The sequence below is a fragment of the Parvibaculum sp. genome (assembly GCF_002684405.1).
In the GTDB taxonomy this organism is placed as follows: Bacteria; Pseudomonadota; Alphaproteobacteria; order Parvibaculales; family Parvibaculaceae; genus Parvibaculum.
Genome location: NZ_NYVD01000003.1, coordinates 1 through 14,253 on the forward strand (window position 1 = coordinate 1; position 14,253 = coordinate 14,253).

At 61.9% G+C, this 14,253-nt stretch carries 11 protein-coding genes and 1 riboswitch; of the genes, 1 reads left to right on the forward strand and 10 read right to left on the reverse strand.

Going from position 1 to position 14,253, the window contains the following annotated elements:
- The 10 genes from CMI59_RS00465 to CMI59_RS00510 all read right to left on the reverse strand — a co-directional run.
- Window positions 1–710 (reverse strand): AMP-binding protein (locus CMI59_RS00465; RefSeq protein WP_293323186.1); only part of this gene is annotated, 710 nt, incomplete at its 3' end.
- Between the two features lie 89 nt (window positions 711–799).
- A complete protein-coding gene (uca, locus tag CMI59_RS00470; protein WP_293323188.1) occupies window positions 800–4,402 on the reverse strand; it encodes an urea carboxylase in 3,603 nt (1,200 codons plus the stop codon).
- A gap of 43 nt (window positions 4,403–4,445) precedes the next feature.
- Window positions 4,446–5,075, reverse strand: a complete 630-nt coding sequence (locus tag CMI59_RS00475) for an urea amidolyase associated protein UAAP2 (RefSeq protein WP_293323190.1) — start codon at window positions 5,073–5,075, stop codon at window positions 4,446–4,448.
- A 15-nt stretch (window positions 5,076–5,090) separates the two neighbouring features.
- Window positions 5,091–5,897, reverse strand: coding sequence for an urea amidolyase associated protein UAAP1 (locus CMI59_RS00480; protein ID WP_293323192.1), 807 nt, complete (start codon window positions 5,895–5,897; stop codon window positions 5,091–5,093).
- A 179-nt stretch (window positions 5,898–6,076) separates the two neighbouring features.
- Window positions 6,077–6,200: riboswitch (guanidine-I (ykkC/yxkD leader) on the reverse strand.
- A 133-nt stretch (window positions 6,201–6,333) separates the two neighbouring features.
- Window positions 6,334–6,831: a nickel-responsive transcriptional regulator NikR gene (gene nikR / locus CMI59_RS00485; RefSeq protein WP_293323194.1), complete on the reverse strand. Its 498-nt coding sequence runs from the start codon at window positions 6,829–6,831 to the stop codon at window positions 6,334–6,336.
- Window positions 6,832–6,841: 10 nt separating this feature from the next.
- On the reverse strand, window positions 6,842–8,203 hold the full coding sequence (glnT, locus tag CMI59_RS00490) for a type III glutamate--ammonia ligase (RefSeq protein WP_293323197.1): 1,362 nt from the start codon (window positions 8,201–8,203) through the stop codon (window positions 6,842–6,844).
- 177 nt (window positions 8,204–8,380) lie between these two features.
- A complete protein-coding gene (locus CMI59_RS00495) occupies window positions 8,381–9,301 on the reverse strand; it encodes an ABC transporter ATP-binding protein (protein ID WP_293323199.1) in 921 nt (306 codons plus the stop codon).
- 12 nt (window positions 9,302–9,313) lie between these two features.
- Window positions 9,314–10,273: an ABC transporter permease gene (locus CMI59_RS00500; protein ID WP_293323202.1), complete on the reverse strand. Its 960-nt coding sequence runs from the start codon at window positions 10,271–10,273 to the stop codon at window positions 9,314–9,316.
- Window positions 10,274–10,317: 44 nt separating this feature from the next.
- Complete coding sequence (locus CMI59_RS00505) at window positions 10,318–11,307, reverse strand: ABC transporter substrate-binding protein (RefSeq protein WP_293323205.1); 990 nt, start codon at window positions 11,305–11,307, stop codon at window positions 10,318–10,320.
- A gap of 246 nt (window positions 11,308–11,553) precedes the next feature.
- Window positions 11,554–12,645, reverse strand: a complete 1,092-nt coding sequence (locus CMI59_RS00510) for an NADH:flavin oxidoreductase (protein ID WP_293323207.1) — start codon at window positions 12,643–12,645, stop codon at window positions 11,554–11,556.
- Window positions 12,646–12,925: 280 nt separating this feature from the next.
- On the opposite strand from CMI59_RS00510, the gene CMI59_RS00515 reads away from it, so the two are divergent.
- Window positions 12,926–14,248 carry a cytochrome P450 gene (locus CMI59_RS00515; RefSeq protein WP_293323210.1) on the forward strand — a complete coding sequence of 441 codons (1,323 nt, stop codon included), beginning with the start codon at window positions 12,926–12,928 and terminating at the stop codon, window positions 14,246–14,248.
- The last annotated feature ends 5 nt before the right edge of the window (window positions 14,249–14,253 follow it).

Below are 14,253 nucleotides of genomic sequence, written 5' to 3' on the forward strand. Positions count from 1 at the left end.
CCGACGAAAAAGCCGTTATTGAGGATATTGCGATGGGACAGCGTCGCGCCCTTGGGCAGGCCCGTCGTGCCGCTCGTGAACTGGATGTTGATCGCATCGCCGCAATCGAGCGTCCCGCCGATTTCCGCGAGGGCTTTTCTCTCCGCACCGCCCGCGAGCCCGGCCACATCATCGAACTGCCGCCAGCCCGGACGCGCGGCACCGCCGATCTGGATGACATGTTTCAGATAGGGCAGTTTCGTCGCGTCGAGCGGACCATCCGAAACCGCGATCTCAGGCGCAAGTGTTTCGACCATTGCCGCATATTCGCTGGTCTTGAAACGCTCCGGCGTGACGAGCGCGGAGACCCCCACCTTGTTCAACGTGTATTCGAGTTCCGAGAGCCGGTAGGCCGGGTTGATATTGACGAGGACGATGCCCGCCTTTGCGGTCGCAAATTGCGTCAGCGCCCATTCCGCATTGTTGGGCGACCAGATGCCGAGCCGGTCGCCCGGCTTCAGGCCCAGCGCCAGCAGGCCCGCCGCGAGTGCGTCCGCCCTCTCGTTCAGCTCGGCATAGGTCCAGCGGATATTCTGGTGAACCGAGACGACAGCTTCGCGCTCGCCCCATTCGCGCGCAGCGGCTTCAAGCGCCGCGCCAATGGTTTTCTCGCTCAAGGGCGGCGTCTCCGCACCTTTCACATATGACAGCTGCTCTACCGCCGTGCCCATGACTTTCCTCCTCCTGGATAGCGCGTCTCCCGCGCGCTTTCCGTAAAGGAAACCTCATCCCGCACACGAAATCAAAGGAAAGCGGAGCGCTACACCGGCACGAGCGTCACCAGCGTCTGGCCCGCCTGCACCATCTTGCCGGGCGCGCAATGGATTTCATGGACGCGGGCGGCCTCGGGCGCCTTCACCTCGATTTCCATTTTCATGGATTCGAGGATAACGAGCGGCTGGCCTGCCTCCACTTCGTCGCCTTCCTTCACTTCCACCGACCAGACATTGCCGGGCACGCCCGCATCGACGAGCTTGCCGCCCTCGGGCACGTCGATGGCGCCTTCTTCCACCGGCGCGTCGGGCTCCATCTCGCTCATGGCGAGGCCCTGTTCTTCCCAGCGCTGGCGCTCTTCCTCGAAGGCGCGGCGCTGTTTCGTGCGGAAGGCCTCGATGCTTTCCGCATTCTCCTGAAGGAAAGCCATATTGTCGGCAAGGCGGAACGTGCCGTCCTCCACCTTCACCTCGAACTCGCCATGGAGGAAGGCTTCGCGCGCTTCCAGCAATTCATCGGCGGAGACGGGATAGAATTTCAGCCGGTCGAAGAAGCGCAGCAGCCACGGCTTTTCCGGCTCGAAGTTTTTCGTTGTGTGCCAGCGGTTCCACATCTGCACCGTGCGGCCGACAAGCTGGTAGCCGCCCGGTCCCTCCATGCCGTAGACACAGAGATAGGCGCCGCCGATACCGACCGCGTTTTCCGGCGTCCATGTGCGGGCGGGATTGTATTTCGTCGTCACGAGACGGTGGCGCGGATCNAGCGGGGTCGCCACCGGCGCGCCGAGATAAACATCGCCCAGCCCCATCACCATATAGTCGGCGTCGAACAGGATGCTCTTCACATCCTCGATGCTGTCGAGGCCGTTGATGCGGCGGATGAATTCGATATTGGACGGGCACCAGGGCGCATCGGGCCGCACCAGTGTTGCGTATTTGCGCACCGCCTCCTGCGCCGCCTCATCGTCCCAGGAAAGCGGCAGATACACCGTGCGGCTCGGCACTTCCATATCGGCTGCCGACGGCATGGCGCGCTCTGCCTCTTCCAGTATCTCCATGAGGNGTGGAAGCGGTAGCATNTCCGGGTCGTAATGGATCTGCAGCGAGCGGATGCCCGGCGTCATTTCGATGATGCCGGGAAGCCGCTTCTCCCGCAGCGTGACCATCATCGCATGCGCTCGGAAGCGCAGCGCGAAGTCGAGCACGATGGGGCCGTATTCGATCAGCAGGTAATCGTCGCCCGCCCGGCGATAGGTGACTTCCGTTTCGAGATCGGTGATGCGGCCCAGAACGGCTTTTTCCACCGTGCCGGAGGGGAAGACCGCCGGGGTGTTTTCGCGCGGGCGGGCGAGGTTCGCCACCCATTCCTCCTCCGTCTCGCGCAGGCTTTGCGCCTCTTCATCGCCGATACGACGGAAGCGCACCTTGTCGCCCGGCTTCAACTGACCGAGCTTCCAGAGTTCGGCTTTGGCGAGCGTCGCCGGGCAGACGAAGCCGCCAAGGCTCGGCCCGTCCGGCCCCAGAATGATGGGCATGTCGCCGGTGAAGTCGATCGTGCCGACGGCATAGGCGTTGTCGTGAATATTCGAGGGGTGAAGCCCCGCCTCGCCGCCGTCCTTTCGCGCCCATTTCGGCTTCGGGCCGATCAGGCGAACGCCCGTGCGCGCGGAGTTGTAGTGCACCTCATAGGCGGTCGTGAACAGCGTCTCGATATCCTCATCGAGGAAAAAGTCCGGCGCACCATGAGGCCCGTATAGCGCGGCGATTTCCCATTCGGTCGCGAGAGCCGGGCGATCCGCTTCCGGCATCGGGTCGGTGGCGGCAGCCGTGACAGCGCCCTCGCGGCGGATGCGCAGCACATCGCCGGTCTTCAGCGCGCCGGGCGCGTGACCGCCGAACTGGCCCAATGTGAAGGCGGACCGCGAGCCCAGATATTCCGGCACGTCGAAGCCGTTGCGGATCGCCAGATAGCCGCGTTGCCCGGCGCCCTTTACCTGAGCAAGGGTGAGCGTCTGGCCGCGCTTCACTTCCACCGCCTGCCAGAACGGCACCGGCTCGCCATCGAGCCTTGCGTCCATATCCGCGCCGGTCAGCGCGATCACCGCATCGTTGCGGAAGGCGAGCGTCGGCCCCATCAGCGTCATTTCGAGCGCGGGGGCGTCTTCCGCGTTGCCGACCAGCCGGTTCGCCAGACGATGGGAGAGCGGGTCCATCGGCCCCGATGGCGGCACGCCGACATCCCAATAGCCGATGCGGCCCGGATAGTCCTGAATACTGGAAAGCGCGCCGGGCGAGACGACATCGATGGCCGCGCTCTCGCCCGCAAAGCCCGCCAGTGTGGAGGTCAGCATCTCCCCGTTCAGGAAGGTTTTGCCCCGTGCGATCTGGCGCAGATAGTCGAGATTGGTTTCGATGCCATAGACCGAAGAGGCGTCCAGCGCCTCGGCGAGTTTCGCCGCGGTTTCCTCGCGCGTTGCGCCCTTGACGATGATCTTGGCGAGCATCGGGTCGTAGAAGGGCGAGACCTCGGTGCCGGTCGCAATCCAGCCGTCGACGCGAATGTCTTGCGGGAAGTTCACTTCGGTCAGCAGGCCCGAAGAGGGCTGAAAATTCTTACCCGGATCTTCGGCATAGAGGCGTACCTCGATAGAGTGCCCTTGCGGCGCACGGGTGTAATTGTCCAGATTGTCGAGATCGCCCGCCGCCTGCCGGACCATCAGCTCCACGAGATCGAGGCCCGTCACTTCTTCCGTCACCGGATGCTCCACCTGAAGGCGGGTATTCACTTCCAGGAAATAGAAGCGGTGCTCGGCCGCGTCGAAAATGAACTCGACCGTCCCGGCACTCGCATAGCCGACACTTTCGCCGAGGCGAACCGCCGCCTCGTGCAATTCTTTTCGCATCGCGTCGGGCAGGTTCGGCGCAGGGGTTTCTTCCAGCACTTTCTGGTTGCGGCGCTGCGCGGAGCAGTCGCGCTCGCCCAGCGCGATGACCTTGCCCTTGCCGTCGCCGAAAATCTGCACCTCGATGTGGCGGGCCTGCGCCACGAATTTCTCCACGAAGAGACCGGCGTCGGAGAAATTCGCCTGCGCCAGCCGCTTTACCGTTTCATACAGACGGGGCAGATCCTCTTCGGCATTGCAAAGCTGGAGCCCGATGCCGCCGCCCCCCGCCGTGCTTTTCAGCATGACGGGATAGCCGATGCGGACGGCATGGGCGCGGGCCTCGTCGAGGTCGTGCACGAGCGGGGAGCCCGGCAGCAAAGGCACGCCGCTCTCCTCGCTCAGATCGCGCGCCGTATGCTTCAACGCAAAGGCACGCATATGTTCCGGGTGAGGCCCGATAAAGGCGACGCCTTCCTTGTAGAGACGCTCCACGAAGTCGGGGTTCTCGCTCAGGAAACCATAGCCGGGATGGACGGCTTCCGCGCCCGTCCGGCGAATGGCTTCGAGGATCGCCTCGACATCGAGATAGCTTTCCGAAACCGGCGCCGGCCCCACGCGCACCGCCTCATCGGCAAGCTGCACATGGGGAGCGAAGCGGTCGGCGTCGGAATAGATCGCCACGGAACCCACGCCCATCCGCTTCAATGTGCGAATGACACGACAGGCGATTTCGCCGCGATTGGCGATCAGTACTTTCTTGAACATGAACGTCTCCGTCAGGCCTCATTCTACCGGGCTTGGAAGGATCTCAGGCCTTCCACACCAGCGTGCGCACGGGCGTCGGTTTGAAGCCGTTGCAGGGGTTGTTCACCTGCGGGCAGTTGGAGATGAAGACGAGAATGTCCATCTCCGCGCGCAGCTCCACATAGTCGCCGGGCTTCGACACGCCATCGACAATGGCGAGCGTTCCGTCCGGCTCCACCGGCACGTTCATGAAGAAATTGATGTTGCTGACGAGATCGCGCTTCGTCATGCCGTGTTTCGACAGCTCCATGACAAAATTGTCGCGGCAGCTATGCATGTATTTCTTGTCATGGCCGAAACGCACGGTATTCGACTCTGCGCTGCAGGCTCCGGCGGAGGTGTCGTGGCCGCCCGCCGTGTCGGCAAGCATGGTGGCCATCAGATTGCCTTCGCTCGAATAGATTTCGGTGCCTGCCGTGACATAGGGAGAGCCCTGCATGCGGGCGGTGTCCTGTGCGCTGTAGCGCTCGGAATGGTCATGCGCGTTGTAGAAGAGCGTGTCGACGGCCTGCTGGCCCTCCAGATCGACAATGCGCAATACCTGCCCCTTGGGCAGCATGTAGGACCAGGGCCGTGTGGCGGGAACGGTGAAGTCGTAGATCGCCTCGGCGGGATCGCGTTCAATGTTCTGCATGGGATTATCCTCGCCTCAACGGAACAGGGGGTCTGTGTTTTCGAAACCGCGAATGGCTTCCTCGGTCGCCGTGCGGCAGAAATCGTCCGCGGCGGGCGGCGGGGATTGCCAGACCGTGAGGTCGACGGGCTGGGGATCGTATTCGCCGGGTGCCAGCGGATGCGGGCAGTTGGAGACGAACACCAGAAGGTCCATCTCCGCGCGCAGATCCACATAGTCCCCCTTCGATGCACCATCGCCTTCCCAGACGAAGCGGCCTTCCGGATCGACGGCGACGGGTGCGAACAGCGTCAGGCAGGGCGGGACATCGGCCTTGCTCAACCCGTGCTTGGCGGCCAGCAGGATGAAATTGCCGCGCGTGGAGCGCAGCGTGGCGTCGCCGTATTTCTTCTCGTTGCTGAGGGGCGTGGACCCGCCCGCCAATGCATCGTTGCGTCCGAAAGTGTCGTCGGTGATCGACGCCAGCACGCGGCCCATATCGGAAAAGAGCACGCGGCCGCGCTGGAGCGCCGCGCTCCACTGGATCTTCACCGTGTCGCCTGCGTTGAAGCGTTCGGTCGGGTCGGCGGCGTTATAAAGCAGCACGGAGACGCCGGCGGTCGGCCCGGTCGCCGAAATGCGCAGGGTCTCACCACGCGGGATGCGGCGCGACCAGCCCCAGCTTCCCGGCAGCGCCTCGCGCCAGAGAATATCGTTTTCGGGAATGTCGCGGGGATTGCCCGGCGCTTCGCTGATGTCTCGGCGTTTTGCGCGCCCCTGCGCGAAGAGTGCGTCGTAGCGCGCCTTTTCTTCGGCGCGGGCGTCGTCAGCACTTTGTGCCATCTCTCCATCTCCTTACACCATGCCGGCATGTGAACCGGCGCCCGGCCGTCCGGGCAAAAATCCGGCAAGGCCGGAAGAGGTCGCGGGCAGGTCGTCCTGCCGGCGATGGTGCCGCCGCATGAAGTCTGGAGGATCGGCTATACACGGCGGCCTGCAATGCCAATCCTCGCATCGCATCCGTCTCCCGGGCTTTTGTCCCGCCGTGTACCTGACCGCTGTTGACCGGTCAGGGTGTAGCTCTCGGACCAGACACCGCATCGGTCGTGAAACCGATTTGCGGCCGGAACCCTAGCCACTGCCTTTCTTCAGTGTCGCAAACCCCGTGCCATGGATAAAGGGGCATAACCCCTGGCTTGCCGGGTTTTTTAGCGCCCGAAGACGCTCAATATCTGTCCTTTTGCCTAAAATTTCACCAGTCTGCCGTTTTCATCTCCAATCAGTCGCCGCTGAAGGGATGAAGCGGCGGAATGACCGCGGCCATGAGCTGTATCTTGCCGGCGATGACGCCGCGCTTGGTGACCATCTCGTCGGCGATTGCCTGGAGCTTTCGCGCCGGGCCCTGTACCAGCACGACTTCCATGGTCTGGTTATGCGCCAGATGGATATGGAGAGAGCTGATGCATTCATCGATATAGCGATATTGCAGATCGGCGAGCTGCTTCTGAAGCCCGTTGGCCGTGTTGTCATAGTAGACGGTGATGATGCCGACCATCACCTCGTCGCCGCGCTCGCGCTTATGCTCCACCAGAAACTGGTGGAGCATGTCGTTGATCGCCTGAGACCGGCTCTGAAACCCCCGATCCTCCACCATCTGGTCGAGTTCGGTCAGCAATTCCTCCGGCAGGGAAATGCTGATGCGGCTTACGGGCCTGCTGTCGATAGTCCGCGCACCATTTCCATTGTTTGGGCCGTCGCCTACGCCGTTCCCGGACATTTTTTATCCTTCAGAAAAGATGGCTGTAGCGTTCCACTTCCCACTCGCTGACCGAGAGATGGTAGGCCTGCCATTCTTCGGTTTTGTACTTCACGAACTCATCGCGAAGCCCGCTGCCCAGCGCCGTTTCGGTGATCGGGTCGGCCTGGAAGCAGGCGATCGCCTCCTGCAGGTTCTGCGGCAGGAACTGGATGCCGCGCGCCGCACGCTCCGACTCGGAAATCGTGTAGAGATTATCCTCGTTCGGATCGCCCGGGTCGATCCCTTCGCGAATGCCTTCAAGACCGGCGGCAAGCGCCAGCGTGGCGGCAAGGTAGGGGTTCACGGCGCCGTCGGCATTGCGCGACTCGCAGCGCCCGCCGCCCGACGGCACGCGCACGGAATTCGTGCGGTTGTTGGAGCCGTATGAGTTGAAAACGGGTGCCCAGGTAAAATAGCTCATGGCTCCCTGACGCACGAGGCGCTTGTAGCTGTTGACCGTCGGCGCGAAGGCGGCGCAGAGCGCGTGCCCGTGTTTCAGGATGCCGCCGATGAACTGATAGCCGGTTTCGGTGAGGCCCAGCCCGCGCGGATCGTCTTTCGGATCGCAAGCGAAGACATTGCCGCCGGTCTTCAGATCGTAGAGCGACATGTTGAAATGCGCGCCATTGCCCGTCTTGTCGGCGAAGGGCTTGGGCATCATGGTCGCAAGCAGGCCTTCCTGCTTGGCGAACTCCTTTGCCATGTAGCGGAAGAAGACGAGCCGGTCGCACATGGTGAGCGCGTCCGCATAGGCAAAGTCGAACTCGTACTGGCCGTTCGCGTCTTCATGGTCGAAGGAATAGAGATCCCAGCCCAGGTCGTTGATGCAGGTCGCGACCTTATCGAGCCAGTTGAACTGGTCCATGAAGCCCTCGACGCTGTAGCAGGGCTTGGTCAGTTTGTCGTTCGGGTTCGGCACGGCGAGCGACCCGTCCTCATTCTGCTCCAGGACGAAGATTTCGCATTCGATGCCGAGATTGAAGCCGAAGCCCATTTCGGCTGCCTGCGCCAGCATGTTCTTCAGCGCGACGCGGGTATTCAACGGATAGGGGTTGCCCTGAAAACCATTATCGGCGGGCATCCAGGCGACCGAGGGTTCCCAGGGAAGCTGCACGATATGGCCGAGATCGGGGATCGAAGTGATCTCGTCATCGTTCGGCGCCTGACCGAGACCGTCCAGCGCATAGCCCGTATAGCGCTCGGAACCATGCGCCATGTGATGCAGATGGTCGATCGGCACCACCTTGCCTTTCGGCACGCCGTGAATGTCCACATAGGCGCCGATGCAGTATTTAACGCCCTTTGCGCGCAGGTCCTTCTGGATCGTTGTGATCTCTTCGTCCGTCATCATTGCCGTGCCTTTCTCTATCGCGACAGGTCATGCGTTCCCGCTTTGCGCCGGGCTCTTTCGCCTCGGCACATCAAACTCTTTCTCTTGTGTCGCCTTACTTCGTCAGCCGCCCCGCCTGAAACGGGTTTGGGGGTGAGGCCGCTTTCCGTTCAATCCGTGCAGACCATCGCATAGCGCTCAATCCACACTGTCGCCCACTTCGACGAGACGGGGCATGTCGGGATAATCGTACTCATCCTCGTCCGCCCCCTCCTCTTTCTCTTCATACGCGTAGATCAGTTCTTCCAGACGCGCCTTGGTGGCGAGGAATTCGTCGGAGATGAACTGTTCCATCTTGCGGGGATGTGGGACGGGCACCTCGATCAGCTCCTGCACCTCGCCCGGATGCGCCTTCAGCACCAATACGCGGTCGGCGAGATAGATCGCCTCGTCGAGGTCATGGGTGATGAAGACGATGGTGATGTCGATCTTGCGCCAGATCTCCAGCAGGTGAGCCTGCATCTTGGCGCGGGTCTGCGCGTCCAGCGCGCCGAAGGGCTCGTCCATCAGCAGAATGCGGGGCTGGTTGGCGAGCGCGCGCGCAATCGCGACGCGCTGCTTCATGCCGCCTGACAATTGATGCGGATAGGCTTCGGCGAATTTTTCCAGACCGATAAGCGCCAGCCATTGCAGCGCTTGACGCTCGGCTTCCTGAAACCCCATGCCGTTCACCGTGAGCCCGAACATGACGTTGCGCTTCACGCTCAGCCAGGGAAAGAGCGTGTAGCCCTGAAACACCATGCCGCGATCGCGGCCCGGCCCCTTCACCGGCTTTCCTTCCAGCAGCACGTCGCCGCCGGTCTGCGCATCGAGCCCGGCAAGAATCCGGATGAGTGTGGACTTGCCGCAACCCGACGGGCCGACCACGCAAAGAAATTCTCGGCGGTGCGTTTCGAAGTGAATGTCTTTCAGCGCGACCGTCTGGCCCTTCGGCGTTTCGAAAACCTTGTCGAGCCCTTTCACTTCCAGAATTTTCGGGCGCGCCTTCAGTCGCTCGAAGCGCTCGCGCACCGCGTCGGACTGTTCGAGATAGGACGGCAATGTCTTTTCCGCGTTCATGTTTGCCTCGCTCTATTTTCCGTTGCGGTCCCAGGGGAAGAAGCGTTTCGCCAGCATCCCCAGAACGAGATCGGTCCCGAGGCCGATGATGCCGATGATGATGATGGCGGCGTACACGTTTTCGAAATGCTGGTAGCGCGCCTGCTGCGTGATGAACCAGGTGATACCACTGGTCGTGCCGATCAGCTCGGCCACGATCAGATAGGTCCATGCCCAGCCCAGCAGGATGCGCAGGTCGCGATAGAGATCGGGCAATACGCCCGGCACCACGACGCGCGTCAGAAGCTGGAGATTGCCCGCGCCCAGCGTCAGGGCGGCTTCGGTAAGCGCCCCGTCGAGCTTGCGCGTCGTATTGGCGATGATGAGCACCTGCTGGAAGAAGGTGCCGATAAAGATGATCGCGATCTTCGGCCCGTCATAGATACCCAGAATGGCGACGGCGAGCGCACCGAATGCGGGCGCGGGAAGATAGCGGAAGAATTCCACAAAGGGTTCGGTGAGGCGCGATATGGGCGCATAGGCTCCGCAGAGCACGCCCAGCGGCACGCCGATGGCCGAGGAGAGGAAGAAGCCCCAGAAGATCACCTGGATCGAATGCCACAGGCTCTCATGAAGCCAGGGCATGTCCCTCGAGGGCGGCGGCGTGACGAAGGCGGTATAAAGCGCGGAGGCCACTTCATGCGGCGCGGGCAGATAGACCGGGTTGGCCGGGAAGCCCTGCGGCGGCGCCTGTCCTTCGGCTTCCGCCTCCTTGACTACGTCCTCGAAGGGCCCGCGCGGCATGCGCATGTCGACCTGCAGATAGGAGACGCTGCCGGGATCGGTGATTTGCACCAGGGGGTGCCACACGGCGGGCACATAGCTCACGATGCTCCAGACGAGGATCGGCAATACAAAGGAAAGAATGCCGAGAACGGTCTTTGCTTTAGGTGACAGTTCCGTCTGAACCGAGAACCAGTTTGTCCGACTCATGGTACCCCCGGGCGCTACTCGTTACTCACAACTCGATACGTAACTTACTTAAGGGCATCCGCCTCGAGGGACGGATCGATATAGCTGTCGACGTCCTGGGGATCGGCATAGACCTTGTACTTCACGTTGAAGTCATCGGAGATCTTCGACGATCCGTAGAGGGAGGAAAACCCATCCGCCTTCTCGAGAACCTTGGAGCTTGCCTCGAGCGTGAGGAGCTTCGTGCCGTTCAGAAGCGGCTTGTACTGCGCCGGCGTCAGCCCCACACGGGCAGACATGATCTTCAGCGCATCGGGCTGGGTTTCGGGATCGTTGATGTACTTGACGACCTTGTCCCAGACCTTGATGAGCTTCACATAGTCGTCGCGGCGGTTGGCAAGGCTCGTCGGCGTCACGGTCAGCGTGTCGTAGATGAGGCCAGGCTCATCCGCCGAGGTGTAGACGGGACGCGACCCCGGAACGAGCTTCATTGCCGTGCCGGAACTCGGCTGCCAGGCGCCGATCGCATCGACATCGCCGGAGGCAAGCACCTGAGGCGTGTTATTGGTGGCGACATTGACCAGGCTGACATCGGATTCCGCCATGCCGTTCTTCTCAAGGCCGTTCAGCAGCAGAAGATGGTCCACGAAGCCCATCTCGACGCCGATCTTCTTGCCCTTCAGTTCCTTGAGGCTTTTGATGCCCGGCTTGGCGATGATCATGTCATTGCCGTTGGAATAGTCGTTCACCAGGATCATGACGCTCTTGGTGCCGCTGCCGCCCATGACGAGCGCATCGCCATTGGTCACGCTGACGCCGTCGAGCTTGCCGGCCGCAAAGGCATCCATGGACGCCACATAATCGAACCACTGGAAATCCGCGTCGACACCGGCTTCCTTGAGCCAGCCCTTGTCGATGGCGACCTGCCAGGCCACCCAGCCGGGCCAGTCGCTGTAACCGATTTTAAGCGGGGCTTCGGCGCGGGCGGGCGCGGCCAGCATGATTGCCGACATGGCCAGGCCCAACGCCAATCCAAGACTTCTCTTGAGACCCATCACATTAACTCCCGAGGTTGAGCAGTATTACGAAATGCAAAATGCGTAATACTACGAGCAAGCCCCGTGCCACGGAGGAAAACGGGAGAATGCCGGGCATTTTGGCCCTCAAACGGGAATTTCGGCGGGTTTCGATCCCTTATGTTGCACAGCACACAAGCGGGTTGCGCCGCAGATCGCTCATTTCCTGTGCATGCACATCAACCGGGCAACCTGCCGGAATGAAAGCGGAGGCGGCGTAGGAAATCAGGCGCTCTCTTCCGCCACGAAGCCCTTCCAGCCGCTCATATAAGTCACGAAAGCCTCGCCCAGCCCTTCGTCGCGCAGATGCTGGGCGGTCACCGGCAGCGCCGGAGACACATAAGAAGGGTCCGCCAGCACACGCCGCGGGAAGTCGTGGCGCAGGATCGCGGCCCGGCCGATCACGACGAAGTCGCATCCGTTCTCGATCACCTGAACGGCATCCGCCGCACTCATGATCTTCCCCGCCGCGCCCAGCCGGACGGCCCCGCGCGGCAGCTCGGCGAAATAGCTCAGGAGCGAGCGGCTCTGGAATTCCTCCTCGACGGGCTCCTTGAAGACATCCCAGAGCGACATGTCGAGATAGTCGATCTTTTCCTGCCGCAGGATTTCCGTCGCCACTTCGCGCACTTCCGCGAGCTTCAGGCCGAAGCGTTCGGGAGACAGCCGCAATCCGACCTGGAAGTCGGGACGGCAGGCGGCGCGGATACCGTCGATCACTTCCATGATGAGGCGCGCCCGGTTTTCCAGCGACCCGCCATATTCGTCGTCGCGACGGTTGAGTTCCGGAGAGAGGAACTGCGCGAGCAGGTAGCCATGCGCGCCATGCACTTCCACACCGTCGAAGCCGGCCTTCTCGGCGCGCTGCGCGGCCTGAACGAACGCGTCGCGCGCCGCCTTCACTTCGACCGTCGTCATGGCACGGGCACCGGTATCGGCGTCCTCGGACGGACCGACGATATCCGTGACGATGCCCTTGGCGGCGCGAATGCCCGCATGATGAAGCTGGACGGAGGAAACCGAGCCGCAGGATCCGATCTTCTGCGCCAGCCGGGTCAGCCCTTCCAGATGCTCGTCGCCGAAAACGCCGAGCTGGCCTGCAAAGCCCTGCCCTTGCGCCTGCACATGCGCGGCGCATGTCATGGTGAGGCCGAAATCGCCCTCCGCCCGCATGGTCAGCCAGCGATATTCGTCCTCGGACAGCTTGCCGTCCGCATGGCTCTGCTGGTTCGTGAGCGGCGCCAGCATGAAGCGGTTCTTCATTTCGGGACCACGGGCGAAGGCGAGGGGTTCGGCAAGACGGGCTGCGGTCGTCATGAGAGTTCCTGAATGTCGAAAAAGCGCCGGGAGTATGCGCCTTGTGAATTGCGATGGGCGGGATGGAAGCCGCCTGCCCATTTTATGTCAAGCACACTGACGCGGCCGCGCGTGGCAATACCGGGGAGATTTTCCGCAAAGCCCGTTCACGCAAGGACAGGCCGCCCCTGCGGCAAGGGCGGAAACCGCATGGCAATGAGCCACCAAAGGTCCCACATAGGATGTAGCAGACGAGAAATCGTCGATAAGGTAACAGGACAGACCGCAAGAGGAGGAGATCATGTCGGAAAACAGCGAGACGGCGCCGCGCGACTATTCCCAGTCCAATGCGGAACTGGCCGCCAGGTGGAAGATCGACGTCAACCAGGACCCCTATTCCATACCGCTGGAAGATATCGACCCGGCGCATGACGATCTTTTCGCAGCCAACAAGACCCTGCCCTATTTCGAGCGCCTGCGGGAAGAAGACCCGGTGCACCTCTCTGACAAGGGGCCTTACGGGCGATACTGGTCGATCACCAAGTATGAAGACATCATGTATGTCGACACGCATCACCAGATCTTTTCATCCGACATCCGCAATGGCGGCATCCGGCTCGGGGGCCTTCCCATCGAGGGCGAGCCCGACCCGCTGACCTATCTGCCCATGTTCATCATGGAAGACCCGCCCAAGCATGACGAGCAGCGCAAGATCGTGCAGCCCATGTTCACCAGCGAAAGCCTGTCGTCGCTGGAAGAGCTTATTCGCCAGCGCGCGGGCCATATTCTCGACAACCTGCCGCGCAACGAGGAGTTCAACTGGGTGCGCGAGGTTTCGGTGGAACTGACCGGACGCACGCTCGCCACGCTGTTCGACGTTCCGCAGGAAGACCGGCACAAGCTCATTCACTGGTCGGACACGGTGGAGAGGCTGGGCGATCCGGAATATTTCGAGACGCCGGAAGAAGGCTTCAAAGAGCTGTGGACCTGCTGGGAATATTTCGATGCCGTGTGGAAAGAACGCGCGGCGCGCAAGGAGCCGGGCTCCGATCTCATCTCCATGCTGGTGCATGGCGAGTCCACGAAAAACATGCCGCCCAACGAATATCTCGGCAACATGCTGCTGCTGATCGTCGGCGGCAACGACACGACGCGTAATTCCATCACCGGCGGCGTTCTCGCGCTCAATCAGTTTCCGGACGAATACAAGAAACTGACCGACAATCCGGACATCATTCCAAACATGGTGTCGGAGATCATCCGCTGGCAGAGCCCGGTCGCACATATGTGCCGCACGGCGCTCGAAGATACGGACATTCGCGGCAGGACGATCAAGAAAGGCGACAAAGTCGCGATGTGGTACGTGTCGGGCAACCGGGACGAGGAGAAAATTTCCCGTGCGAACGAGTTCCTGATCGACCGCGAGGGCGCGCGCCACCACCTCTCCTTCGGCTTCGGCATTCACCGTTGCGTGGGCAACCGGCTCGGCGAGATGCAGCTTCGTATTCTCTGGGAAGAGATCATGAAGCGCTTCAGGAAGGTGGATGTCGTGGGCGATCCGAAATATCTGCGGTCCAACTTCATCCGGGGCATCACCCACTTGCCGGTGATCCTGCGTGAGTGATGGCG

Bases quoted from the DNA above. Each gene is read 5' to 3' on its own strand.
- CMI59_RS00475 (WP_293323190.1), bottom strand. From the start codon at position 5,075: ATGCAGAACATTGAACGCGATCCCGCCGAGGCGATCTACGACTTCACC.
- CMI59_RS00505 (WP_293323205.1), bottom strand. From the start codon at position 11,307: ATGGGTCTCAAGAGAAGTCTTGGATTGGCGTTGGGCCTGGCCATGTCG.
- CMI59_RS00515 (WP_293323210.1), top strand. From the start codon at position 12,926: ATGTCGGAAAACAGCGAGACGGCGCCGCGCGACTATTCCCAGTCCAAT.
- CMI59_RS00495 (WP_293323199.1), bottom strand. From the start codon at position 9,301: ATGAACGCGGAAAAGACATTGCCGTCCTATCTCGAACAGTCCGACGCG.
- CMI59_RS00510 (WP_293323207.1), bottom strand. From the start codon at position 12,645: ATGACGACCGCAGCCCGTCTTGCCGAACCCCTCGCCTTCGCCCGTGGT.
- CMI59_RS00480 (WP_293323192.1), bottom strand. From the start codon at position 5,897: ATGGCACAAAGTGCTGACGACGCCCGCGCCGAAGAAAAGGCGCGCTAC.
- glnT (WP_293323197.1), bottom strand. From the start codon at position 8,203: ATGATGACGGACGAAGAGATCACAACGATCCAGAAGGACCTGCGCGCA.
- CMI59_RS00500 (WP_293323202.1), bottom strand. From the start codon at position 10,273: ATGAGTCGGACAAACTGGTTCTCGGTTCAGACGGAACTGTCACCTAAA.
- nikR (WP_293323194.1), bottom strand. From the start codon at position 6,831: ATGTCCGGGAACGGCGTAGGCGACGGCCCAAACAATGGAAATGGTGCG.